Below are 25,129 nucleotides of genomic sequence, written 5' to 3' on the forward strand. Positions count from 1 at the left end.
CGGTCTCCTTGTTCTGCTTCTTCCAGATGCCGCCGCACTCGACCAGCTTGCCGCGCGGGGAGCGGCCGAGGACGCGGTGCGTGGGGGCCATCGGGTTCGCGCTCGCGACAGGTTCGACCGTGATGTCGAGGTCGAAGGTCAGGGTCGAGATGGAGCCGACGCCCTTGGCGGTGTCAATGTCGGCGCTGGTGAATTTGATGCAGTTCGTGGTCATTGCTCTTCTCCTTGTTTGCGTTGCAATGATGGTCACCTTGCAGCTGGCCAAGGCCCGGACACACCGAAGGCGAAGCGTGAGCGGAGAGGGGCAGGCGCCGGTCTTTTTGATCCGCGAGGAATGACCCGCAGGGGCAGGGGAAAAAGATCGGCGACAACCTTTGTGGACGGGGCGACAGCTGTGACCAGCATGTCATGCAACTCAGGCACCGGGAGAAGTGCGGCGGCCGCGAATGAAGGTGAGTGAACTGCCGGGGGACTCCGGTACTTTTGAGCGACGTTCGGTCCGTTTTCGCAGCATTAAGGAATACCGCCCAGCCTTATCCTCAAGAAGGTCAATCGGCGAGTTTCATGGAAACGAAATTTACCCAATTTCTAAGGTCAGGCGGGAGCGGCGGCTATGTGTTGTCGAGAGGCACGCAAGGCGTGATCGCGCGTCCGCTATCGCGCAAAGCGGAAATCCCCGGCCTCGCCGCTTTGCAGCAGCAGTTTGCTACGAATCTTGACTTTGCCGATCAGATCAACGGCGACCTCCTGCTGCGGTTCACTCGCGATGGGTTTCAAGTCCCTCTATCCGCCGCCGACTTGGCGGATGTTTCCGGCGACAAAGCCGCGGCGATTCAGGCCTGGTCGGCGCGGCTGGAAACGATCTGGGCCGAACATGGCGAGCGGCCAAGCCGCTTCAAATCCGTCCGCCGTGCGATGGAAGAAAACCTGATCACGTCATTCTCCGGGCTGATCAATGAACGCAGGCAACGCGCCCTTGGGATTGATCAGTACATCTGGCGGTCCCGGGACGACGACAAAGTACGCCATGTACATGCCGAACATGATGACAAGGTCTTTGATTGGGACAATCCGCCGGAAACCGGTCATCCCGGACAAGCCTATAACTGCCGGTGTTTTGCGGAACCGTACCTCCTTAATGAGCCGAAATGTGAGCCTGATTTCGCGGCGGCACAGGTCGCCCATGGTCGTGGAGTGGATGCGGGTGTCTGGGAAGCCATCAAAGACACGCTGACCGACATTTGGCAAACGCTGAGTGAAATCCCTGAGAACCTCGCATGGGTCACCAGATTGGGCGTTCTGTCGGCACGCGAACGGTTTGGAACGCTCTCAGACGAAGAACAGGCCGAATTGGACGGAATGCGCCAAGCGGTTGAAGACCGTGTCGAGGAAATCAAGGCGTTCTGGCGTGACTTCCCGGAAACGGCGAAAGCGTTCGCAGAATATGCCTACGCTGTTGAGACCCGCCCCGGCATGGTGATGGACGAGTACGCCCGTTGCCGCGCGACCTTGGCTCAGGTGGAAGAGGCTGCGCGGGAACGGGCTTATCTGAATACGTTGATCGCTTTGAACGTGGCCCCTGCGGGGCTGGCCGCGAAGTTGTTGCGCCGCAGAGGGCGGAGCGGTGATACGAGTGATCCCGACCGTTTGCGCGACGAACTATTGGACGAGGCTGAAAACGCCCGTCGTCTGCCATCCGATCCCGACTGGGACATAATCGACAATCCCGGTATCCAGTGGGGCGGACCGATCAAGGAACAGGGCGGACCTTGGGAAGATCACTTGGAGCTGCCGGGGGATTTGGGAGACAGAACACCTGACAACTTCAAGACGTTTGATTTCTTCAACCGAGATACAGGCATTGCGACAAGTGCAAAGACGCTGGACACGCGCGCGCAGGGATATTTGGACCGCCCCAGCCGTATCTACGGCGCATTGAAGCGCTATATTGATCAGATAGATAGGTTTGATGGTGATGTCGTAGAGGAGTTTCCAATCAACCCTGGCGAAATCGACCTCAAACGCCTTGAACTCGCCATTCCAAATGACACGACACCCGAACAGTTTACTCAAATTCAACGCGCGATAGACTACGCTGAGAGTTTGGGGATCGACGTAGAAGTGAGCCGTATCCGATGAGAAAAGTCCTGACTACGGAAGAATGGATTGCGAAAAGGCGCGCTGAAGCGGCTGAGCGGAAAAAGCGCTCAAAGCCAGCCAAGGAGTCTAAGGATGCTCAGGTCACGGCTTATCGCCAGTTCACAAAAATCAACTCGCAAGCAGTGTATCGGGGGGGATGCTACGACCCCAAGGGCTACGAAAACTACTTTCCTTCGGAGATGAACGCGCATGATATCGGGCGCGAAGCGCGCAAGGCGCTATTGGCCAGCCGGTTTATTGCGCCAGATCACCCTGAGTGGGATGCGGTCATGCGGTTTCCCACAGCGGACGAAATCAGGGCTGCACAAGAGGCCAACAAGGCACGCGCTGGCGTCAAGACTTTGAAGGCGCTTTTCAACGGCGCTGGCAATGTTTCGCTACGGTTGCAGGATGGTCAGATCGAAATCACACCATGGCGCTATCGCGGGCGGGGCCATTGGGAGGGCATTCGCGGCCATGAAGATCCTGTCTTGCCGGAAGACGTGTCGGACGAAACACTCGGCAAGGCCATTCTGGATGCCTTGGACGTCAGTCGTTCCGCTTGAGAAACGAACCGGGGCCTAAGCCCCGATCCTCTTGATGCGGATTCCAAGCTTGCGGGCTTTGTCGACGATGTTCTCGGTGATGCCCGAACCGGGGGTAGCGATAAGTCCCTGAGGCATCGTATCGAGCATCTTGTCGTTGCGTTTGAAGGGAGCGGCCTTGCCGTGGCTCTTCCAGTCGGGTTTGAAGACCACTTGGGTGACGCCACGGGTATCTGCCCAACGGGCAGCGATCATCTCGGCGCCCTTGGGCGTGCCGCCGTGCAAGAGCACCATGTCGGGGTATTTCGCAAGGGTGGCATCGAGGACGGACCAGATCAGGTCGTAGGCCTGATAGTCCCCGCCCGAAAACGCGATCCGCGTGCCTTCGGGGCAGTGCACCTCGGTCTCCTTGCGGCGCTTGGCCGAGAGGTAGGCCCGGCTGTCCACCACGGCGGAGGTCAGGCCGCGATGGGAGACCTTGGATCCTGTCCGGGGCAGCCAGGGCGAACCCGTGGCGGCCGAGAAGTGGTCCACGGCCAGATCACGCATCTGCTCGAAGGCGTCGCGGTGATCCCAGAGCTTGAGCCCAATCATCTGAAGGCGCTCAAGCTCGACCGAGGCGACCTCGGAGCCGTCCTGGACGGCCAGACTTTCCCGGACCTCGAATTCGTTGTCGTCAAGGAGCTTCTGGATATGGGTCAGCCTTCGATGGAAGATCGAGGTCAGGGACCAGAGCATCTCTTCGAGATTGTCTTCCAACTGGCTGCCAGTGAGGAGGCCGATGGTGGTGTCGAAAAGCGTCGCCATGGCGAGCTCGACCTCGTCCGGCTGGGGCAGGGGGCGATGATCGGTCTCGCCGGGCCCCGGCGTTGCGCCATGAAGTGCGAGGTGGTCGAGGATGGCGGAGGTCACGCCGGTTTCCTCTTGGATGTCTGTCTGATGGGGCATTGTCTGGTTCCTCTGATTGATCTGACACGATTTGGATGGGGCGATAACAGGACCGGCGGCGACCGGGCCGCATCCGCCAGGATCGGAGCGCAGCGAAGAATGTGACCCGGGCCGGAAAATTGTTCCCGCGAGGAATGCCCTGAAAGGGCAGGGGAATTTTCTGGTGCGGGGCGCATTGCTGCCCGGGCGAGGGGCCCCTCTTTCAGCTTTCTTGGGCCCCGACCCGCCGGTCCATCGCTCCCCTTATCCAAACGGAATCAGATCGAGCCCGCGGAACCTTTGCCCCCTCAGTCATCACGAGTGGAGACAGGCGCTCACCCGTCCTCGATCTCCAGACCTTGCGCCTTCATGGCCTTGAGAAGAGACCGGCGCAGCGCATCCTTGCCAAAAGCTCGCAGATCGTCGTTGAAATCGTCCATGCTCGGCACGAGATCACCACAGGCAATTCCAAGCGATTCCAGTTGGTTACGCAATCTCATTGATGCGTTACGTCCAGCTTTGTCATTGTCCCGCGCGATCCAGATACGCTTGATCCCCGGCGGCGGGATGAAGAGGCCGAGGTGCGTGGCAGTAAGACAGGAGGCGAGGTCGAACTCCGGCAGAGCCGTGCCGACAGAGAGGGTGGTCTCGAGACCTTCGCCGACGATGAGATCGGAGCGCGCCTCGCCGGACCAGAAGCGGATGGCATGGCCATGCAGTTGCCCCAGGATCCGTTTCGGGCTCTCGATCGCGGCCAAGCTGCCTGTGGACGGGTCGAGATAGGTGCGCGCGCATCCGGTGATCTGGCCGTGACTGTCGGTGATCTTTGCGAGCAGGGCAGGGGCCCTCTGCGGCGGATCGGGATCGTCCTCGCCCTGTCGCAGAAAGACCCGCGGGTGGTAGCGCAGCGCAGGGCCGAAGCGCGAGATGCCGCGACCCTGCAGATAGGTCACAGCCAAAGTGCCAAGGACCGGCTTGCCAGCGGCAAAGAGTTTGCGCGCCCGCGCAATGCGTTTGCTCAAGGCGGCCTCTGGTTGCACACGGTTTTGGGTGTCTCGAGGCACGGCAGGGCAGGGGGCGTCGCCGAGAAAGGACCGGACCTCCCTCAGCGTTTCTTTAAGCGTTACGGACCCAAGCCGTTCCTGCAGCAGGTCGATCAAGTCGCCATACTCACCCGTCGCGAAATCCTGCCAGGACCCGGCCTTGCGCCCGCCTTCCGCCTGTAGCCGGATCGCGAGGCTCTTCCCCTTGGCCCCCGAGGTGTCGCCGACCTGCCAATAATTGCCCTGCTTGCGTCCCTCGGAGAAATACTGAAGGCAGAAACTCTCGGCGCGGGTCGCGAGATCGGCCGAGAGGTCTGCAATGCTGCGCCGCGCGTTCATGCGGCGGCATCCATTGCGCCGGTCCCAACCGGATGCTCGGCGAGCACCCGCGCCAGTACGTCAATGCCCTCCACCGGGATGAACACCCGCGTCTTCCACTGGATCACTTCTGTGAAGCAGCCCATGGCCTTCAACCCCGGCAGGGCCGCGCCTGACGCGCCGATCAGCTCACACCTCGGCTGCCCCATAACGAGCGACCTGCGCAGCTGGTAACCGCCGAGGAGGTTCAGGGGCGTCCTGGCCTCCGTCACGGCCGCGAGCACCTCCTGCGGCGACATCTCGATCTGGCAGTCGAGCCCAAGGCGCGCATAGACATTGAGAAGCTGCTCCTGGCTGACGAGACGCCCAATGGCGCGCTCCCCGTCCTCAGTCTGCAGGCGGTAGATGCGCATGTTGTCGGCGGGCAGCCGATCCCAGATCGGCAGTAGGAGGCCGCAGATCAGCGTGATCTTCGAGGTGGTGAACTCCGGCACAGCGTCGACCTCGGTCTGCCAAAGATGTTCGAACATCGCGTCATCGACCCCCTCCCAGTGCGACGTCGAAAATTCGCTGAACGCGAGGATCTCGGTTCCCATGGGCCGCAGAAGTTTCACCCGCAGGATCGGCATACCATCCTCATCCATGAAGGCCGGCGCCTTGACCATCAGCGCCGCGCGCTTGGAGATCTTGTTCCAGCAGAGCGTCGCGCCATCCATGTTTGCGCAGATCGCTTTGACCCGGGGCAGGGTGAGCGGGTCATTGCGATCTGTGCGCTCGACGGTGAGCGCGGTCGCCGTCGCACCCGTCGCCTCGTGCTCGAAGATCACCTTCCGGTCGACGATCTCGAATTTCTCTGCGCGCAGGGTCTCTAGCCCAACATCGAGCGTGCCTGCCTGGCGAGCGTCCTCGATGATGGCCGAGAGAAAGCCACCGAAGGCCTCGAAGATCGCGTCCTGCATGTCGATGCGGAGTGCCAGGCAGCGGTTCAGGAACTGCTGGATCGGCGGCAGGTTCTCCTTCATCGTGCCATCCGCCTCATCGAGCGTCAGACCGGTCATCTCCTGGAACTTCGCGTAGGAGCAGGCGTCGATCTTGCCCGCGCGCAGTTTGTAGAAGAACTGCCGCAGCGCCGCCCGTGCATAGGGGCTCTCGAGGTTGTCCTCGGCGCGGAACATGTTCTGACCCCCGGTCTCGCGCTGCCCCTTGGTGATGGCCCCGAGCGTGTCGAGGCGGCGGGCGATGGTGGAGAGAAACCGCTTCTCACCTTTCACATTGGTCGCGACGGGGCGGAAGAGCGGCGGTTGCGCCTGATTGGTGCGGTTCGTGCGCCCGAGCCCCTGGATCGCATTGTCGGCCTTCCAGCCCGGCTCCAGAAGGTAATGCACCCGGAGGCGCTGGTTCTTCGCCCCAAGATCGGCGTGATAGCTGCGCCCGGTGCCACCGGCATCAGAGAAGATCAGGATGCGCTTGGCGTCATCCATGAAGGCCTGCGTCTCGCCGAGATTGGAGGACGCCGGGCGATTTTCGACCTTGAGCCGCCCTTCGCGCGTCTTCACGATGCGTCGCTTGCGCCCTGTGACCTCGGCCACCGCGTCACCTCCAAAATGCCAAAGGATCTGATCGAGCGCGCCTTGCACCGGGGCGAGGGCCCCAAGATGCTCGACCAGATCGTCCCGCCGCCGCTCCGCCTCGCGGCAGATGATCGGATTGCCATCGCCATCGAGGGCAGGGCGCGACCGCAGATCGCCGTTCTCGTCGGTGTAAGGCTCGAAGAGTTGCGTCGGGAAGGAATGCATCAGGTAGTCCATGATGTTCTCGCGGGGCGTAAAATCGACCTGCAGATCGTCCCAGTCCGAGGGCGGAATTTCCTCAAGGCGGCGTTCCATCACCGCCTCGCTGGTCGAGACCACCTGGATGACTGCCGAATGTCCTGCCGCCAGGTCCGCCTCGATCGCGCGGATCAGCGAGGGGCATTTCATGGCGGTGATGAGATGGTTGAAAAAGCGCTGCTTGTTGCTCTCGAAAGCCGAACGAGCGGCGGATTTGGCTTGGGCGTTCAAGGTGCCGGTCTCGGAGGAAATGCCAGACGCTTGAAGGGCTGCCTCGAGGTTGGTGTGGATGATCTGATACGCATCGGCGTAGCTGTCATAGATCGCGATCTGTGCGGGTGAGAGCTCATGCACCAGCATTTCGTATTCGACCTCGGCGTAAGATAGGGATCGCGCGAGATAGAGCCCGAGCGCCTTCAGGTCGCGCGAGATCATCTCCATGGCAGCGATGCCCCCGGCTTCCATCGCGGCGACAAACTCTGCCCGCGTCACGAAAGGGAAATCCCCTGTGCCCCAAAGCCCGAGACGCGAAGCATAGGCAAGGTTGCCGACCACAGTGGCGCCGGTGGCCGAGACGTAAAGCACGCGCGCATCGGGAACCGCGTTTTGCAGCGCGAGGCCAGCGAGACCTTGCTGCGAGGCCTTCTTGTCGCCGCGGTCGGACTTTTCGCCGGCGGCATTCGCCATGGCGTGGCTTTCGTCGAAAGCGATGACCCCATCGAACCCGGCACCGAGCCAGGACGTGACCTGGTCGAGGCGGGAGGCTTTTCCCTCGCGTTCGGCCGAGCGCAGCGTGGCATAGGTGACGAAAAGGATGCCTTCGGGCAGTCGGATGTCGCCGCCCTGGCGGAACTTCGAGAGCGGCACGATATCGCTTTCACGTCCCCCGAGCGCCGTCCAGTCGCGGCGCGCATCTTCGATGAGCTTGTCGCTTTTCGAGACCCAGACAGCACGGCGGCGCCCCTGTAACCAATTGTCGAGGATGATGCTCGCGACCTGCCGCCCTTTGCCGCAGCCGGTGCCATCGCCAAGGAACCAGCCCTTGCGCAGGCGGAAGGCGCCTTCGTCGCCCTCGGCCGCTGCCATCATCTGGCCCTCGATCTCGCTGTGCCTGAACCAGCCCTTGAGAAGCGTCTCGTGGGCATTGCCCGCATAGATAACGCTTTCGAGTTGCGGGGCGGAGAGAAGGCCGTCCTGAACGAGGCTCTTCGGCAGGATGGGACGATAGGTCGGCACGGGTGGTGGCACCGAGGCCATGGCAGAGGATTGCACCAGCGCAGTCGGATGCTCTGCCGCACCGTCGATCCAGATCGCCTGCAAATCGTAAGCCTCGTAAACCGTGTCCTGCAGCGCGCCGTCCGGTTCGCTCCAGGCTTTCGGTAGGTACTCGAGCGGGGCCGTCACGACATCATCAAAGGGATGTTTGGCCCGTTCCTCGGCGAGGGCACGGGTTTCCTGGCGGGCGGCATTGCGGAGGGCCTGCAGGTTGGTGCGGGTCGGACGGGACGGGACAGACAGGGCCGAACTGGTAGGGCAGGGCGGGGGGCTGCGGCGTTCCGGGCAATGAGCGAGCAATGCGGAAAGAAGATCGCCCGTTGTCGCGCAGATGGGATGATAGGCAACCTCGACGTCGACCGGCGCGATTTCTCCAGCGCCAACCTCGCGCTTGTCGATCACCGTCAACCGCGTGTCGATCGTGGTGCCATGCCGCGCGAAGACCTTGCCGTCGATGGCGGCGGAGAAGACCACGTCGGCGCTCTGACCGATCCGCTGAAAGGTCGATTGGAAACTCTTGGTGGAAGGCCGAAAGCTCTCGCCAGTAATGACAACTAGCCGCCCTCCCGGCGCAACGCGGGCGAGAGCCGAAAGAACATGCTGGCTGGTCGACTGCCGAAACCGGCCTTCGACATGGTTGGCCACAGAAAACGGCGGGTTCATCACGATGACCGAGGGCGTAACTGAGCGGTCGAGGCGATCGTCGATCGAGGCGGCATCGTGGTCTGAGACAACGGCCTCAGGAAACAACTGTCCCAACAAGGCGCGACGGGTTTCGGCAAGCTCGTTGAGCGCCAACCGCGCACCCGCAATTCGGGCGAAGATCGCCAACATGCCGGTGCCCGCCGAAGGCTCGAGCACCAGGTCGCCCCCGTGAAAACCCGCCGCTTGCGCGACAATGGCGGCAAGGGGCAAAGGGGTTGAGATTTGTTGCAGGCGCACGCTGTCCTCAGAACGTCGCGTGTGCGACGGAGCCAAACGGGCGAGACGCTCGATCATGGAGAGGAAGGCCTGCGGCGCGGCGGCTTGGCGCTGCATCAGCGCGCCATAGCGGGCGACCATCAGGAGCTGGGCAACCTCGGCCGCCTCATAGGCGTCTTTCCAGACCCAAGCGCCGCTGGTATCGCTGGCGCCGAAAGCCTCCTCCATCGCGGTTCGGAGGACGGCAGCGTCGATGGATCTGCCGGCCTCGAACAGGGGGACGAGGGTTTTCGCAGCCTGCATCAGGTGCTGAGCAAAACCTGCAGCCTCGGGCAGGGAAGGAGCCTCGGCAAGGGTCGCAAGCGGGACGGACTGGGGGTGAGCGTTCATTGGCTATCTCCGGGTTTGAGGGTTGGCCCCGAGCCCCGTGCGCACTCTCTCACCCGGGAGGGGTTACCCCTCCCACCCTGTCTCTCGCTCTTTCATGGCATTGCTGATCTCCGCTTAGCCTCGGAAAGTTATCCCCAGAATCTGGGGATGGGGCTGTGGGCGCTGTCGCGGAAACCCTTGCCAGCTTGAAGGACTACTAGCGCGCCCAAGTTTTTGGCGGTTTCGCCTTATGCATCCGAAACGGAAGATCTCTTCGACCGAGGGGCGACCGACAAACCGTGGATAGCCTTCAGGAAATGCTCTGAACAAGAAAAAGGCGGCATCCGGGAGGAGGTGGATGCCGCCGATTATTCCGGATCGGTTCAGGGAGGAGGAGAGAACCGATCGCAAACTCAAGATAGGGCGTTGCTGCAGTCGCACAATAGGCAGGCCATGATTTTTCTGCATTGCAGCAACTCGAGGCCGATTGGGGTTCGCGCAAAGAAGGGAGCTTGTGCCACCTGTGCCGGTCCCTAAGGGTGAGCCTGTGCTCGAGCGGCAGCGGACTGGGGTGTTTGACCAGGCGACGGTGCTGGCACTGCGTGACGCGCCTCAGGCAAACAGCCCGTCTCGTAGTCGCCGACGAACCCCCAGCAGGCGTCGATCTCCTCGCCGTCCTGCTCGATTACATAGCCATAGACCCGGCCGCCGAGATAGGCGTCGTAGCTGACGATTTCAGCGCGCAGGATGTCTTCGGTCTTTTCGCGCAGCGCCCTGGTAACGCGTTTCGCACCGAACTCCTCCCGAACCGCCTCAAGCAACACATAGACGTAACCGACCTGGCCCGAATCCCACGGGCAATGAAACCCGATGGTGTTCATCGCGAGACCGGAATGATCATAGAGAAACACTGGCAAGATGATTGCCTTGCGTTCGGCGCGCTCGCACAACTGGTCCAGCGAGAGGTCAATCTGCACCGAGACCCCCGCGAGGTCGCGCAGGAACGCTTCAGGGCTGTCGAACTGGTGGCTGTCACCCAGCCGGTATCGGCGATGCCAGCAGATTAGCCTGCCGAGGTTGGACCACTCCCGTGGGCTTTCGGGATCGAGGTCTTGGAAAATCTTGATGGTGTGGCCGGAATAGGCCTCCTCATAGACGGGGTCGTGCATGTCGATGTCCTTTCTTGAAACGAAAACGACCCGCCAGGCCGATTGGGCGCAGGCGAGTCGATCTGGTTGGGATGAGTTGGTTGGTGAGGTCGCCGCCCTGCGGATCAGGCGGCGGCGCGGTTCTGGCGATGCTGAACGTGCTCGACCGAGACCTTGAGCAGCCATTCCTCGAAGCCGAGAATGGTCTGATGATTGGCAACCGCGAGGGTCCAGGCTGCACGCGGATCGCCGACGATCTGGGTCGGGTCGTTGTCGATCCGGCCGTTGGCCATCCACGGTTCCGGTTGAATGCGTCCAAGCCAGTCGGCCAGCGACGGGATGCGTCCTTGGCAGTCTTCGCGCACATGTTGTTCGCCAATCCAGCGGATCGGGACGACCCGGCCCGCGCTGTTGGTCAGACTGTGGCCAAACAATCGCTCGGCCTCGAAGATCCCAAGCGTGTGGTGCCGGTGTGCGCGATGCGTGAAAACCGCCAAGTGCCCCTTTGATGAGTCAAACCAATCATGCACGTGTTGATAGTCATCTGGCACGCCGCCAAACTTTCGGGCCGAGCTTTCTGCGTGGTGAAGGGGATGCGCCATGTCAGAGCCCCTCGTGTTCGGTGGTATCAGTCTCGATATAGCGGTTCGAGTGGCTGACATCGATCTTGTCGGTCTCGAGCGCCCAAGTGAGTTCGCCATAGCCACCTTCGTTGTTCTCGAAGCCGGGGCTTAGCGCATAAGCGAAGTTCCAGCCGAAGTCCTCGACGCGCCGCCGCAGCTCATTTGTCAGGGTGATCGTTTCAGGGCTCACGACGACATCTTCGACATTACCGGAATCGCCGTAGCCCTCATATTGGACCTCGATGCTCGTCACACCGAGGGCACGCAGTTCGGCAAGAAGGGCCGCGCGGATCTCAACCCGCTGTTCGGCAGCCCGTCTCTGGGATTCGAGCATTTGCGCGTAGAAATCATTCGCTTGTGTCATGTCCTTAGTCCTTTGGAATTGAGGGAAGGGGAGGGCGACCATTACGCGAGGCCGCCCCGAAGGTTTGATGAGGGGCTTCAGGCCGCAGCCTCGCCGCGTTTCTCGGTCGTGCGAACAACGAGGTTGAAATAGAGGTTCTCGGTCGCGCGCTTGAACCCCGGCGGTTTGCGCGGAGCGAGGCAGCGCACCGAGGCACTGCAGCTCTCGCCGTGCTCCATGGCGAACTGCGTCACTTGATCGATCAGGTCGTCCATTCCCGCGGCCTGGATGCGCTTTTCGGGGTAGCTCGCCATCATCTGGAACTGGGTGACGACGAAGGCGCCGTCGCGGTGTGCGGGATAGAGGGTGATCTGATAGTCGAGTGTTTTGGCCATCTCTGGTCTCCTGCGGCGGGCAGAACGCAATCATCGCGCCCCTTGGAACCCGTCAGCGCGAAAGGACCGCCCTTTGTGCAAGGACGGTCCGAGGTGATCTTGGTGAAGAGGGGCGTCAGTATTCCGACGGCAGAAGCAGGGTCAGCACGCGGCGCGTTTGCGCGGGATCGGATGGCTCGGGAGAGCCATATTGATAGTCGGCGTCGTACAAATCGATCTTGAACCAGATCGTGGTCCCGTCGAGGTCGATGACCCCCATCTCGTGCCAGCCATGAGGATCGCTGTCAGCGTTGAACGAGTCAAACGTAGCCACGCTGCGGGTGACCGCGAGCTGGGCGTCCGGCCCAAGTGCAGCAACGCCGCGCGTCATGACGAACTGGCCCTTCGGTGCATCGGCGACGGGCGTATTTCCAAGGATGGAATGGCGAAACGCATCATTCTGCCCGGCGATCAATTCGGCTTCCTGAACGGGATCGTGGTCGAGTGTGGTGGTCATGGGATATCTCCGGGACGGGCCAGCCGATCCGACACCGGCTGCGTGAAACCCGTCAGCGGGAAGGGGCCGCCCTCGATGTGAGGACGGCCCAAGGTTCATGTCGTGATCAGGTTGGTGCGCGGCTTGTCAGGCAGCATCCTCGCTGAGGAAAGTGGGCAGGGACGACGGTTCATCGCTCTCGGCGTCAGTCAGAGAGTCTTCGGCGGACACATCCCCTTCCTCGGCCTCGGGCGCATCGTTGCCCAAGTCGGTACCGTCCTCCGTCGCACCGGCAAACACCATCCCGTCGGGCAGCCAACGCTTCGTCTTTGCAGCCGTCGCTGAGTCGAAGCCTTCCGTCTCGCTGGCCGATTCCGCGAAAGCCCGCTCCATTGCGGCCGCGATATCGCCTTTGCGTTCGCGATTGCGATCCTCGGCGTAGTCGTCACCGATCAGCTTGCGTGAGGTTGCCACCGCGTGCTCCTTGTTGACCCGACCCCAGTAGTTTTGGGCAGTCGGACGCCAACAGGCCGCGACATCGACGTCGAGCCGCGCCCCAATTTCCTCGACGATCGGGGAGGGGCAATTGTCGGAGGAAAGCTGCGGCTTGACCGCGAGACCCGTTGCCCAGGCGAAAAGCGCTTGCTTGTCGGCAATGGGCAACGCCGACATCGCCCGGAAGTCCTCTGGCTTCTCCAGCTTCATCCAGTCGGTGGAGAGGTCCTGTTCCAGCGCCTCGAGCATCTTCTGGGCGACGGTGTCCGCATGCAGCACCTCGCGGTTCTGCGCCTGGAAGGGTCGGATCGAGACATCGAGCGCCTCGTTGTTATAGGACCGGCCCAGAGTTTGCTCGCACAGCGCATAGAGCATGGCATCGAACGCCACCTCGAAATCCGTCGCCAGATGCGCCCGCAGGATGTGCTGGCGCGTCGCCCGCAGATCGTCGGCGAGGCTTGCCGAAATCCCGTCTGCTTTGCGCAAAGTCGCGGCCGGATCGGAGGTCGGCACCGGCGACGATGAGGTCGGCGGCGTCACATGCGGGCGGGCAGGAGAGGGGGCATCACCCCCATCAGCACGATCCTCACCCGGCACTGCCGCAGCAGGGATATCTTCTGGCCGCACCAGGCCTTTTTCGACACGCAGCGCGCCGTCATGGCCGATGGTCAAAACCACGCCCGCAATGGTGCGATCTGCATCCGCATAAGGCTGCCGCTCACGCTGCAGGGCCTCGATTTCGCGCAGGCGCGGCTCGATCGCGTAGTATTCTTCGGTCTCGGCGTCGGTCCAATCCGCGCCGTCATTCTGCGCCGCCAGTTCTTCCTCGCGCGCGATGAGACGCTCTTCCTCGGCAAGCAGATCCGGATCGGGTTCGACATCCTGCGGATAGACCCGTCCGAAACTGCGAAACGCACCGTAATCCACCGAGAGATGCACCTCGACCCATTTCCACGCCGCCTCAAAAGGTTTGGCCGCAGCCTGGAGCTTCTCGATCGCGAGGCGCTCAAGAAGGTCGGGGTTTTCCATATGAGCGCTGGCGCGGTCGTCGAAGAGATCGCGCAGCAGAACACCGCCCGCCGCCTCATAGGCTTCGATGCCGACAAAACGCCCGAGAGCGGAGTTCGCCGAATGCGCGGTCTCGGTCAGTTGGCGTTTGATGCTTTGCGGGTGGATGTGATAGCCGCCTTTCACCGCGTTCCAGACCGCCAGTTGCCGATCGTGGTCGTCGGTCAGCGTAAACGCCATCACGCATTCGAGGGTCAGGTCGCCCGCGCGAAATTGCTCGATGATCTCGGGCGCTACGCGGGCGAGTTTCAACCGACGGCGTACCAGGTCGACGGAGACACCGAATTTGAGCGCGATCTCGTCTTCACTGCGACCTTCGGCGATCAACTTATCGAAGGACTCGAATTGGTCAGCGGGGTGCATGGCCGCGCGCTGGAGGTTTTCCGTGGCGGAGGTGAGGACGGCGTTTCGCTCGTCTTCAACGAGGCAGGGCACAGGGTGGTCTGCGGGGATTACACCGTCCTCGGCGAGTTGTTTCATCGCCTTGAGGCGGCGACCGCCGGCATCGACGGCAAAACGTGTTTCAGACAGCGCATGAACCACCAGGTTCTGTTTGATGCCGGTCTCGCGAATGCTGGCAAGAAGTTCGGCATCGTCGCTGGCGCTCGCAGCTACTTTGCGGACGTTGAGCGGACTCGGCTCCAGCTGGTTGAGCGGGATCAGGCGGATGTCGGCAGCGCCCTCAGGCGTTGCCGATCCGGCGGCTTCGGCCTTCTTTGAGGTGGTGGGTTTCGGGCGGGTTGAGGTTTTGGTCATGGTCAGGGTCCTTGTCGCTCCGGACCCAGATGAGACTCTCTCTATCCTTTCAAGCCCGGCACCCGGGCTCCCCGTTCTCTGGCTCTTTACAAATGCGGATCACGTCGCCAATCGACCGTTTATAAACGAATGCAAGTAATTGCTCTCTCGTCGCGCTGGTGCACAATCCCTTGGTTTCCTTTCGCTGAGCGCGATCTGAGAGGTTCCGCCGGCAGTCGCGTGCGCGTACTATATAAAGAGCGTCGGCAACCGCCACAAAATCACTTGGGTAATGTGCATAATATTAGTATTTTGCACATATGAAGCCCCAAGCATACGCTTTGACTGATGATTTCGATGACCCCTTCATCACAATCGAGGAGGATGAAGAGGCTCACGAAGAGGATCTCTGGTTTCTGCCTGGGCCACTCGAGGAAGAACCGGATGATTTGCTTCCCGGGCCACGGGCAGAACCGCCAGACACTGCTGTCATCGACGACTGGGCAAAGGCAGAAGGCGTTCACGCTGCGCGACTGGCACGCGTGTCTGGACGCATAGGAGCTCTGGATGATCGACTGCTGCGCGGCCCGGAAGGCTGGCGGCACCGCCTCGCTTTGATCGAGGCGGCAGACCTCAGCTGGTTTTCCGGGGATCGGGTGAGTTCTGATCGTTTGGCGCTCTGGGTATCAATGCGGTTGTCAGGCGCACAGGATGACCCAAATGCCTTGGCACGCGTTGGATGGGCTGTTCGGCGCCTGACAGGTGGTCCCGGACCGATGGTTGACCTGGCCGCCTTTCTGGATCGCCGCGATCCCGAGATTATTGAGGACAGCGCCGAGCGTTTCGAAGATCGCTCGGGTGGGTGGCTGGACGTCATGGCGGCTGCGGTCGACTTACATCCAATCACGCGGGCTTGCATGGGCTTTCATCTCTGGAGCCTCGCGGGCCTCGGACAACAGGGAGACCAGATCGAAGCCGCCGTCACCGCGTCCAGGATCGCGGCAAGCGATGGCACCGGCGCCATCTTCGCACCGCTCGCTATGGGTGGGGCAGGGGGGCTGCGTATCTCGGGCTTGCCACTCGAACGCTTGCCCCACTGGTTGGATGGAATGAACAGCGCGATTTTATCGGCGATGCGAGTACTTGACGATACTGAAAGGTGGGCGGCGCGGGCGGAGTCCGACATGGCGCATTTGTCGGGTCGCACGCCGGTCGCCTTGCGTAAAGCTTTCTCTCAGTGGCCATTGGTCTCTGCACCAATGGCTGAATCCGTGACCGGAGCCAGTCGCGCCGCCATTCAACGCAATCTGGCGTGGATGGAAGAAAGCGGTTTGATCCGCGAGGTGACAGGGCAGGGGCGCTTCAGGATATGGACTCTCGAAAACTGAAAGTCGATTCCCGGGTGTGCTGGTTAATTTCAATGTGCCAGCATGACAGAGATTGTCATGCCGCGATGTTGCTACAAATGCAAACCGGATACGAGGCTGTCAAATGGACTTTCTCAAAAGCTGCCAATCTGTTGCGCGTCGCTGACATGGCGACCTCGCGGTATGACGGAATCCGCTTGCAGGACGTGACGGACGAGTTCGGTTGCTTTATTGCGCACCTTCGAGAAGGAGATTCGATTGTGCACTGCAGCAGGATGTCTTCCTTGTTCTTCACATAGTAACAGAGGGCAGGCTTGGAAACATCGAGCAGGTCGGCCAATTTGCCAATTGACGTTTCCGAATACCTCTTGGTGGTGAACTCGTGCGCGGCCGTATCCAGCAACACCCAGCGCTTCAGCTTCTGCTGATGCTCGGCATCCTTGGCCTTGCGGGCGAATTGATCAGGTTGCGGCTGCGTCCTCCTTAATCATGTCGGCGGCTTTTTCACCGATCATGATACAGGTGGCATTGGTGTTGCCGTTGATGATCTCGGGCATGATTGAGGCATCGGCGACACGCACATTGGCCAGTCCCTTGACCTTGAGCCGCGCATCGACCACGGCCATGTCGTCGCGGCCCATCTTGCAGGTGCCGACCGGGTGATACGCATGGTTGACCTCGGCGCGCAGGTAGTCGTCGATCTCGGCATCGGTATTGAGATAACGCTTTGGGTAAAGCGGCTTGGCGATCATATCCTTCAGCGGTGAGCCGTGCAGGATGTCCTGCGTCACCTTGAAGGCATTGCGCATGTCCTTCAGGTCATCGGCGTGATCCAGCAGGTTCAGGTCGATATTGGGCTCGGACCCCGGGTTGGCGTTCTTGAGCGTCAAACGCCCCCGGCTGCGCGGGTGACCGATATTGACAATCATGGTAAAGCCCCACTTGATCATCGACATGTAGTCATGGGCATGGTTGCGATAGGGCAACGGCACCATGTGAAGTTGGAAATCCGGGTTGTTCTTACCCGGCTCGGACCGCAGGAAGCCACCCGCCGCTGTGGGCGGATTGGCGAGCCAACCTTTGCGCCTGGTGAAATACTGGTAGAAGGCACCAAGGTTCTTGAGCGTGCCCAGTGGGCCAAGGGAAATTCCGGTGCGTTTCTTAGATTTGAACACGAACATCACGTCCGGGTGGTCATGCAGGTTTTCGCCCACGCCGGGCAATTCATGCTGCACCTTGATGCCATGTTTCTCCAACTCGGCCCGGGGTCCGATGCCCGAGAGCATCAGGACTTGCGGCGAGCCGAAGGCCCCGCCGCTGACGATGACCTCCTTGTTCACCCCGACCCGCTTGGTTTCGCCGCCCTGGTCGTATTCGACGGCCACCGCGCGCCCGTCTTCCATGACGATCCGGCGCACCGTGGCCTTAACCTGGATATCCAAGTTCTTGCGGTCCGTGATCGGGTCGAGATAGCAGAACTTGACCGAGGCGCGTTCGCCGTTCTTGGTGGTGAACTGGTAGATGCCCAGCCCTTCGCGATTGGCGCCGTTAAAATCCGGGGTCTTGGGGTATTCCAGCTTCTCGCCCGAGGAGAGGAAGGCGTTGTAGAAATCAAACGAGGCATCGCCGTTGCTGACATGCAAGGGACCGCTGTCGCCGTGATAGTCATCCGCACCGCGTTCGTTGTTTTCGGCCTTTCGGAAATAGGGCAGCACCTCGTCATAGCTCCAGCCTTCGTTGCCGAGTTCGGACCAGCGGTCATAGTCACCGGATTCGCCACGGATATAGACCATGCCGTTCATGCCGGACGAACCGCCCAGCATCTTGCCGCGCGGGTTATAAAGCGCACGGTTGTTAAGATTTTTCTGCGGCGTGGTGTTGAAGCGCCAGTTCAGCTTGTTGATTTTGTAGTTCTGGATCAGCCCGGCGAACATGCCGGGAATCGAAACGAATTTCGAGTTACCCGGACCCCCTGCCTCGAGAAGCGTGACGGTAGTGTTCGGATCCTCGGATAGCCGCGCGGCAACCACTCCTCCCGAAGATCCTCCACCAATGACTACATAATCTGCCATTGTTACTCTCCCTGTTACCATTTTTTGTGTCTGTGTCAGACGATTTTCTTCATGACCGCCAAGAGCGTGTCGGTGAGCCTGCTGTAGGGCGGATTCAGAAGGTTGGCCGAGTTCAGCCGCGCCTGCCGGAAGACCGGCTTGTGGGCGCTGAAACTGTCAAACCCAGCCTTGCCGGTATGGGTGCCCATGCCGCTGGCCCCAATGCCGCCGAAGGGCAACTTTTCCTGGAACACGTGGAACAGGGTTTCGTTGACGCACATCCCCCCGGCCCAGGTGTTTTGCAGCATGTGTTTTTCACGGGCGCGGTCATGGCCAAACCAATAGAGCGCCAACGGACGGTCATGGCTGTTGATATAGCCCGTGACCTCATCCAGGCTGTCATAGGTCTTGATCGACAGAACCGGGCCGAACACTTCCTCCTGCATCACTGCCATGTCGTCGCTGGGGTTGATCACTATATTCAGCGGCAGAATCCGGTTGTTGGTATTGCCCTCGCCACCATCGGGGTTGACCGTCACCACCTTTGCCCCCTTGTCACGGGCATCGGTGACCAGATTGCGCAGCCGGTCGTAATGGCGGTCCGAAACGATCGTGGTGTAGTCTACGTTGCCATCGAGGTTGGGAAAGAACTTGGTAAAGCCCTTCTTCATATCCCCGACGAACCCATCAAGCTTTTCGGTGGGCACAAAGACGTAGTCCACTCCGATACAGGTCTGGCCACAGTTCAGCACCTTGCCGCGCAGGATCGAGCTGACCGCCTTGGCCGGATTATAGGAATGGTCGATGATCGCGGGGCTCTTGCCCCCCAGTTCCAGCGTGACAGGCGTCAGGTTGGGTGCCGCGGCCTGGGCGATCTTGCGCCCCACGGCGGTGGACCCCGTAAAGATCAGGTGGTCAAAAGGCAGTTCGGCAAAGGCATTGCCCAGCTCGGCCCCGCCGGTGACGACGGCCAACAGGTCCTCGTCAAAATTGTCGGAAACGAGATTGCCCAGAAGTTCGGTTGTATGTACCGTGACCTCGCTGGGCTTGATCATCATACGGTTGCCTGCGGCCAGCGCATGCACCGCCGGAAGAAGCGCGATGGCATAGGGATAGTTCCAGGGAGCGATATTGCCGATCACTCCTAGGGGCTGCGGCACCACCTTGCATGTGGCCGGCAGCGAATGCAGGCTTGTGCCCACCCGGCGCGGGCGCATCCATTTGCGCAGGTGACGGCGGGCATGTTTGGCGCCCTGGATGACAAGGAACAAATCGCTCAGCGTGGTTTCGCGCACCGAGCGGTTGCCGAAATCCTTGTCGATGACATTACAAATGTCGTGCTTGTGTTTCTCGGTCAGTTTCAGCAGCTTTTCGACATTGCCGCACCGTTCTTCGTAGGACGGGTAGGGGTTGGCATTGGAGGCGGCTTTCTGGCAGGTGAAAAGCGCCTTGAGATCGTCGATGGAGGTGTCAGGGACGATAGGCGTGGCATAGGAATTCATGGTTAGTCCTTTGTATCAATTTCGAGGAAGCGGCGCAGCATATCGCAGGCCATTGTCTGTTCTTCGGTCTTGAACATCCTGCTCTCCTATCGCGCCAGAATCAGAATCGAGGCCACAGCCCCTTCGATCCCGATCAACCCACCACCATTTTCGGCAATTGCCACGTTTGCGCCGTCAACCTGGCGTGCGCCGCACTGGCGCAACCAGGCCACCGATCCCCGCGTCTCCAAAATGACATTTACATGTTGTACATGTTGCATTTTCATACCTTTATTTACTGACCAGTAAGTAATAATAAGCCTGCGCTGTCAACATCAAATTTCCTTATCTATTACAGCACCTTGGAAGAAACGCTCGAATGGGGGTTCATAAAACCTGTAAAAAACCGAGAATCAGAAGGCCCAGGCTCGACGCGATCTTCCGCGTTGCCAGGCCAGAGGTCTTCAGCCTGAGGGCTTCGGCGATCTTCCGCATAGGCAATCGTTCATTCTGGGGCTCTTAACTCTTCCTGCCGGAAGACAAGGCTACCCCGCCGCACGATCGCCCAGCGGCGTCTCTCAGCCCGGGTCCGGGGTGACCGGATGCCCCGGAATCCGTGGCCGGATCAAACCGGAATCACTGACCGGATGTTATCGGAATGCCAGACCGGATGTGCCCGGTGTGCGCAACCGGGTTCCATCCGTTCGCTTTGAGTGGTCAAAGACAGGGATGAAAGGCAGTATTTTGCGCTTGAGCGCCAGCCAGACAAGGTTCTCAGAATACCCGTATGCCGAGTCCGCTGCCACCCAATCTGGCTTCAGGCCGACCCGCTCTGACGTCCGGTCGATCATCTTGATATTGCGCCCACTTCTGCCTGCCGGATCAACCGCCAAGCATCGACATCCACGATGATCCCATGATCCGTGTCGATCAGATAGTTGTCAGAACAGGCAAAGAAAGCCGGGCCTTTCCGCGCAGCCGTCTATTGGCTGGCGGGATCCAGAGAAGTCCCAAGAAATGGAGTTGACGAAACATGCCCACCTAAAGAAACGAGCGGTATGCAAGGTTCAAATGAACCTCTTCGCAAAGCCGTCGCTCGGACCAGAGGCCAAAGCGGTAGCCTACGCGCAGCCCATGCCAGAAGTTTTGATTTCGTGCAGCGCCTTCGCTGCAAACTTCTTCGACAAACGGGGAGCAGGCCGTCTGGGCCATGTGTGGTTTTGGCTATTGCCAACGCAGCATTCCTAATCGCGTGCTGCAAAGTCTTCGGTGCGATCAGGCCTACATCACCAAAGCTATCATTGAGCCCGGCGCTGAGGCCCAGAGTCCGAACAACTCCGTTCCTACGTTCGTTGCCGCTGTCGGGAGCGGGACCTGTCAGAAATCTGCGATGTGTAGCCGACTGAATTTGTTCGGTGTTGCCTGTTCGGCATTCCAGAAGCGCAAGCACACATGATTACCGACAGGCAGCAATTCCTGTGAGATTTCCTTCGCGAACAACGAGTCTCGCCCGAAAAAGCTGTCACTCTGATTCTCGGTTTTTTACAGGTTTTATGAACCCCCATTCGAGCGTTTCTTCCAAGTACAAAAGGTATGAAAATGCAACATGTACAACATGTAAATGTCATTTTGGAGACGCGGGGATCGGCGGCCTGGTTGCGCCTGAACAGACCCACCGAGTTGAACGCTCTTTCGCGGGACATGGTTTTGGAGCTTGGGGCGGCACTTGAGCGCATTCTTCGTGACAAAAAGCTGCGCGTTGTGGTGCTCACCGGCAGCGGCCGGGCGTTCTGTGCGGGCGCTGATCTCAAGGCGGTGCAAGCGGGTCTGTCACAGGAGCGATCCGAAGACGGCGATTTCCTTGATGCCGTAGCGGAGGTTTTTCAGATTCTCCGCGATTTTCCCAAACCCGTCATTGGTGGCCTGAACGGCGTGACCGTCGCTGGCGGTCTGGAACTGGCCATGTGCTGCGACGTACTGATCGCCGCAGAAAGCGCGAAGATCGGCGATGCGCATGCCAATTTTGGGGTCTTTCCGGGGGCGGGAGGCGCTGCTGTCCTGCCCTCTCGGATTGGCTTGCCGAACGCCAAATACCTGCTGTTTTCCGGCCGCAGTCTGCCGGCGCGCGATTGGTTGCGCATGGGGCTTGTGCAGGAAGTGGTTGCCGATGATGCGCTTGAGGTTCGTCTGGACGCGTTCGCAAGAGAACTGGCTGACAAAAGTCCTCTGGTTCTGTCGCGCATGAAAGCGGTCGCCAACGCGTCAGTCGAGATGTCGCAAGCCGAAGCTCTGGCCTGGGAATTGTCGGTTCTGCGCGACCACCTGACATCAAACGACGCTGCCGAAGGGCTGGCGGCGTTCTCCGAGAAACGCAAACCGGTCTTTGCCGGAAACTGATGAGGACCAAGATGGACAAGGTTTACATAACCGGCGTGGCGATGACGCGCATGGGACGCCTGGACGGGGCGACTGTGAAGTCGCTGTCCCGCGAGGCCGTCACCGGGGCCCTGGCTGATGCCGGGATTTCCGCCGGTGCGGTCGAAGCCGCCTATTTCTCGAACGCCACCCAGCGGCATCTGGAAGGCCAGTTGATGATCCCGGGCCAGATCGCCCTGCGCGATATGGGAATCGAGGGCATTCCGGTTGTGAACGTCGAAAACGCCTGTGCCAGCGGATCGACCGCCCTGAACCTGGCTGCCCAGTTTCTGAAGGCAGGCGAAGGCAATGTGGCGCTGGCCGTCGGGGCCGAGAAGATGTGGACTGGTGATAAAGCCAAGATGTTCAGCTTTTTCGACTCGGGCTGGGAACTGGCGACCGCCGAGGAGAATGAAAAACAACTGCTGGCGCTGGGACATGGCATCGATCTGCCCGAGGGCAGCGAGTCTGAAAAACCCTATTCAGTGTTCATGGCCGTCTACGCTGCCTTTGCCCGCGCGCATATGCGCCTGTTCGGGACAACACAGGCGCAATTCGCGGCCATCGCGGCCAAGAACCACATGCATTCGGTGGAAAACGACAAGGCGCAGTTCCGCGATCCTTACACTGTTGGCGACGTGCTGGGCGCGCCGCCGATCACCTATCCGCTGACCCTGCCGATGTGCGCCCCGATGAGTGATGGCGGTGCAGCGGCGGTTCTGATGACCGAAGCGGGCATGAAGCGCCACGGCATTTCCCTAGACCGCGCCATCGAGTTGCGTGCCAGCGTGATCCAGACCGGTTCGGACCGGGATGGCGACGACTTTGAAAACCATCTGACCGCTAAGGCGGCCCGGCGCGCCTATGAGAAGGCCGGGCTTGGGCCCGAGGACGTCTCGGTCGCCGAGGTGCATGACGCCACTGCTGTGGGCGAGCTGATCCAGATCGAAAACCTTGGTCTTTTTCCCTTTGGTGAGGGCGCGGCAGCCTCCGAACGTGGCGAGACCACGATTGGCGGGCGTGTGCCGGTCAACCCGTCGGGTGGGCTGGAGTGCAAGGGCCACCCGATCGGCGCCACCGGTCTGGGGCAGGTCTATGAGCTTGTCAGCCAGCTGCGCGGCGAATGCGGCACGCGCCAGGTCGAAGGGGCAAAAGTGGCAATTGCAGAGAACGGTGGTGGGCTGATCGGGATCGAAGAGGCCGTGGCCTCGGTCCTGATTCTGGCACGATAGGAGAGCGAGATGTTCAAGACCGAAGAACAGACAATGGCCTGCGACATGCTGCGTCGCTTCCTCGATGACCAGATCGAACCGGAATACCTGAAGGTCAAGGATGCGCCGTTTGAAAAAGAGGTGATCCAGGGGTTCCTCACGCAACTGTCCGAATTCGGCCTGACCTCGGCCCCCCATCCCGAAGAGGCGGGTGGCATGGGGCTCGATTGGTCCACGCACCTGATGCTATTCGAAGAGGTCGGCGTCACGGCGATGGACATTGCGTTGCCGATCCTGATCAACGTGGTGGGCGCCGACCTTTTGCTTCGCCTTGGAACCGATGAACAACGCGCGCGCTATATCCCACAGCTTCTGGCGGGTGAGACATCCGTGGCCATCGGCATCTCTGAGCCGGGTGTCGGCTCGGACGTGGCGGCGGTCAAGACACGCGCCCGCAAGGATGGCGGCGATTGGGTGATTTCGGGCGAAAAGACCTGGATTTCGAACGGGCGTTTCGCCGATTTCCTGATCTGCACCTGCAACACCGGCGAGGGGTTGACGCATATCCTGGTCGACCGCAAGGAACACGGGTTCGAAACCCGCGACATCCCCAAGATCGGCCTCAATGCACAGTCGACCTCGCAGGTCTTCCTCGATGAGGTGCGGGTGCCCGTTGAGAACACCATCGGCGCCGAAGGGCGCGGGTTGCAGCAGACGCTGGTCGTGTTCGAACGCGCGCGGGTGCATATGGCGATGTGGGGCATCGCGCTGGCGCGCCGGGCGCTTGAGGAATCGATCCGTTACGCGCAAGAGCGCAACCAGCATGGCAAGCAGATCGCCGGGCATCAGATGATTGCCGACAAGATCGCCACCATGGCAACCGAGATCGACGCCGCGCGCCTGCTGACCCATCGTGCCGCCGGCATGATCGACCGCGATGAACGCTGCGACACGGAATGCGCCATGGCCAAGTGGTACGGCACCGAGATCGCGGTGAACGCCACGCGGCAGGCGGTGCAGATCCATGGCGGCAACGGCGTGACCCGCGAGTTCATCGTCGAACGCCTGGCCCGCGAAGCCATCATCGGGCCGATCCCGGACGGGACCACAGAGATTCAGAAACTGCTGATCGCCCGGTCCCTGACCGGTGTGGCGGCGTTCAAATAGGGGCCCAGGTCATGAAGATAGAAGGCAAGACCATTATCGTGACCGGCGGGGCCTCGGGACTTGGTGCTGCGACGGCAGAATACCTGCACGGGCTGGGTGCACAGGTGGCCATGTTCGACCGCGACATGGAACAGGGCACCGCGCTGGCCGACCGTTTGGGCGCGGACCGGGCCATGTTCCGGCAGGTGGATGTGACCAGCGACGAGCACGTGTCCGAGGCCATCTCGGCTGTGGTCGACCGCTTTGGCGCGCTGCATGTCGCCATCAACTGTGCCGGTGTGGTCAGCCCGATGAAGGTGGTCGACCGCGAGGGCGCACCTGCGTCTCTCGATGCCTTTCGCCGCACGGTCGAGATCAACCTTGTGGGCACGTTCAACGTGATGAGCCAGGCCGCCGCGCGGATGCTGGAAAACCCGCCCGAAGACGGGGAAGAGCGTGGCGTGATCGTCAACATCTCGTCCGGGGCGGCCTATGAAGGCCAGATCGGGCAGACTGCCTATGCCTCGTCCAAGGCCGGTGTGATAGGGCTCAACCTGCCTGCCGCGCGCGAGCTGGGGCCGAAAGGCATCCGTATCAACGCCATCGCGCCGGGACTGTTTGGCACACCGATGGTGATGAGCCTCGGAGATGAGGTCGTCGCCTCGCTCGAAGAAAGCGTCGAGGCCCCCAAGCGGGTGGGCCGGATGGAAGAATTCGCCCATGCCTGCGCTTTTCTGATCGAAAACAGCTACATGAACGGCGCGACCCTGCGTCTGGATGCCGCCACGCGGCTGCGGGCGAGGTGACGAG

20 protein-coding genes and 1 pseudogene are annotated in these 25,129 nt (G+C 60.9%); 7 read left to right on the plus strand and 14 right to left on the minus strand.

The window, feature by feature from the left end:
* Nucleotides 1-214 (minus strand): DUF736 family protein (locus tag MHM88_RS19885; RefSeq protein WP_239368510.1); only part of this gene is annotated, 214 nt, incomplete at its 3' end.
* Between the two features lie 350 nt (nucleotides 215-564).
* On the opposite strand from MHM88_RS19885, the gene MHM88_RS19890 reads away from it, so the two are divergent.
* Nucleotides 565-2,139 (plus strand): phage minor head protein, encoded by a 1,575-nt coding sequence (locus MHM88_RS19890; protein ID WP_239368511.1) that lies wholly within the window; start codon nucleotides 565-567, stop codon nucleotides 2,137-2,139.
* Nucleotides 2,136-2,705: a contact-dependent growth inhibition system immunity protein gene (locus MHM88_RS19895; protein ID WP_239368513.1), complete on the plus strand. Its 570-nt coding sequence runs from the start codon at nucleotides 2,136-2,138 to the stop codon at nucleotides 2,703-2,705. The genes MHM88_RS19890 and MHM88_RS19895 overlap by 4 nt, the downstream gene beginning before the upstream one ends.
* A 15-nt stretch (nucleotides 2,706-2,720) precedes the next feature.
* On the opposite strand, the gene MHM88_RS19900 is transcribed toward MHM88_RS19895, so the two are convergent.
* The 9 genes from MHM88_RS19900 to MHM88_RS19940 all read right to left on the minus strand — a co-directional run bounded on the left by MHM88_RS19900 (nucleotide 2,721) and on the right by MHM88_RS19940 (nucleotide 14,669).
* A complete protein-coding gene (locus tag MHM88_RS19900) occupies nucleotides 2,721-3,632 on the minus strand; it encodes a DUF2493 domain-containing protein (protein WP_239368515.1) in 912 nt (303 codons plus the stop codon).
* A 314-nt stretch (nucleotides 3,633-3,946) separates the two neighbouring features.
* Complete coding sequence (locus MHM88_RS19905) at nucleotides 3,947-4,993, minus strand: toprim domain-containing protein (protein WP_239368517.1); 1,047 nt, start codon at nucleotides 4,991-4,993, stop codon at nucleotides 3,947-3,949.
* Nucleotides 4,990-9,387, minus strand: coding sequence for a strawberry notch-like NTP hydrolase domain-containing protein (locus MHM88_RS19910; protein WP_239368519.1), 4,398 nt, complete (start codon nucleotides 9,385-9,387; stop codon nucleotides 4,990-4,992). Before MHM88_RS19910 ends, MHM88_RS19905 begins: the two co-directional genes overlap by 4 nt.
* Nucleotides 9,388-9,899: 512 nt before the next feature.
* On the minus strand, nucleotides 9,900-10,535 hold the full coding sequence (locus MHM88_RS19915; protein ID WP_239368521.1) for a hypothetical protein: 636 nt from the start codon (nucleotides 10,533-10,535) through the stop codon (nucleotides 9,900-9,902).
* A gap of 104 nt (nucleotides 10,536-10,639) precedes the next feature.
* Nucleotides 10,640-11,116, minus strand: coding sequence for a hypothetical protein (locus MHM88_RS19920; protein ID WP_239368523.1), 477 nt, complete (start codon nucleotides 11,114-11,116; stop codon nucleotides 10,640-10,642).
* Between the two features lies 1 nt (nucleotide 11,117).
* Nucleotides 11,118-11,501 carry a DUF6878 family protein gene (locus MHM88_RS19925; RefSeq protein ID WP_239368525.1) on the minus strand — a complete coding sequence of 128 codons (384 nt, stop codon included), beginning with the start codon at nucleotides 11,499-11,501 and terminating at the stop codon, nucleotides 11,118-11,120.
* A 77-nt stretch (nucleotides 11,502-11,578) separates the two neighbouring features.
* Nucleotides 11,579-11,875: a hypothetical protein gene (locus tag MHM88_RS19930; protein WP_239368527.1), complete on the minus strand. Its 297-nt coding sequence runs from the start codon at nucleotides 11,873-11,875 to the stop codon at nucleotides 11,579-11,581.
* A gap of 115 nt (nucleotides 11,876-11,990) precedes the next feature.
* The gene (locus tag MHM88_RS19935; RefSeq protein ID WP_239368529.1) at nucleotides 11,991-12,371 is read right to left on the minus strand and encodes a DUF3768 domain-containing protein; all 381 of its coding nucleotides are present in this window, start codon (nucleotides 12,369-12,371) and stop codon (nucleotides 11,991-11,993) included.
* A 126-nt stretch (nucleotides 12,372-12,497) separates the two neighbouring features.
* A complete protein-coding gene (locus MHM88_RS19940) occupies nucleotides 12,498-14,669 on the minus strand; it encodes a ParB/RepB/Spo0J family partition protein (protein WP_239368531.1) in 2,172 nt (723 codons plus the stop codon).
* A gap of 299 nt (nucleotides 14,670-14,968) precedes the next feature.
* On the opposite strand from MHM88_RS19940, the gene MHM88_RS19945 reads away from it, so the two are divergent.
* A complete protein-coding gene (locus tag MHM88_RS19945) occupies nucleotides 14,969-16,036 on the plus strand; it encodes a hypothetical protein (RefSeq protein ID WP_239368533.1) in 1,068 nt (355 codons plus the stop codon).
* A 55-nt stretch (nucleotides 16,037-16,091) separates the two neighbouring features.
* On the opposite strand, the gene MHM88_RS23235 is transcribed toward MHM88_RS19945, so the two are convergent.
* From MHM88_RS23235 to MHM88_RS19960, 4 genes and pseudogenes are all read right to left on the minus strand, one after another.
* Entirely contained in the window at nucleotides 16,092-16,421 is a 330-nt protein-coding gene (locus MHM88_RS23235) for a TetR/AcrR family transcriptional regulator (protein ID WP_367022248.1), read from the minus strand.
* Nucleotides 16,422-16,476: 55 nt separating this feature from the next.
* On the minus strand, nucleotides 16,477-18,087 hold the full coding sequence (locus MHM88_RS19950) for a GMC family oxidoreductase (protein WP_239368535.1): 1,611 nt from the start codon (nucleotides 18,085-18,087) through the stop codon (nucleotides 16,477-16,479).
* A 35-nt stretch (nucleotides 18,088-18,122) separates the two neighbouring features.
* A complete protein-coding gene (locus tag MHM88_RS19955) occupies nucleotides 18,123-19,568 on the minus strand; it encodes a coniferyl aldehyde dehydrogenase (protein WP_161353830.1) in 1,446 nt (481 codons plus the stop codon).
* 659 nt (nucleotides 19,569-20,227) lie between these two features.
* Nucleotides 20,228-20,547 (minus strand): annotated as a pseudogene (locus MHM88_RS19960) (IS5/IS1182 family transposase); the annotation flags it as partial.
* Between the two features lie 599 nt (nucleotides 20,548-21,146).
* On the opposite strand from MHM88_RS19960, the gene MHM88_RS19965 reads away from it, so the two are divergent.
* From MHM88_RS19965 to MHM88_RS19980, 4 genes are read left to right on the plus strand one after another with little or no spacing between them, the layout of a single operon-like run.
* Entirely contained in the window at nucleotides 21,147-21,944 is a 798-nt protein-coding gene (locus tag MHM88_RS19965) for an enoyl-CoA hydratase/isomerase family protein (protein WP_239368537.1), read from the plus strand.
* An 11-nt stretch (nucleotides 21,945-21,955) separates the two neighbouring features.
* Entirely contained in the window at nucleotides 21,956-23,194 is a 1,239-nt protein-coding gene (locus tag MHM88_RS19970) for a thiolase family protein (RefSeq protein WP_239368539.1), read from the plus strand.
* Nucleotides 23,195-23,203: 9 nt separating this feature from the next.
* On the plus strand, nucleotides 23,204-24,340 hold the full coding sequence (locus MHM88_RS19975; RefSeq protein ID WP_093455116.1) for an acyl-CoA dehydrogenase family protein: 1,137 nt from the start codon (nucleotides 23,204-23,206) through the stop codon (nucleotides 24,338-24,340).
* Nucleotides 24,341-24,351: 11 nt separating this feature from the next.
* Nucleotides 24,352-25,125, plus strand: a complete 774-nt coding sequence (locus MHM88_RS19980; protein WP_093455115.1) for an SDR family NAD(P)-dependent oxidoreductase — start codon at nucleotides 24,352-24,354, stop codon at nucleotides 25,123-25,125.
* The last annotated feature ends 4 nt before the right edge of the window (nucleotides 25,126-25,129 follow it).

Source organism: Epibacterium sp. MM17-32, assembly GCF_022348205.1.
Lineage (GTDB): Bacteria > Pseudomonadota > Alphaproteobacteria > Rhodobacterales > Rhodobacteraceae > Epibacterium.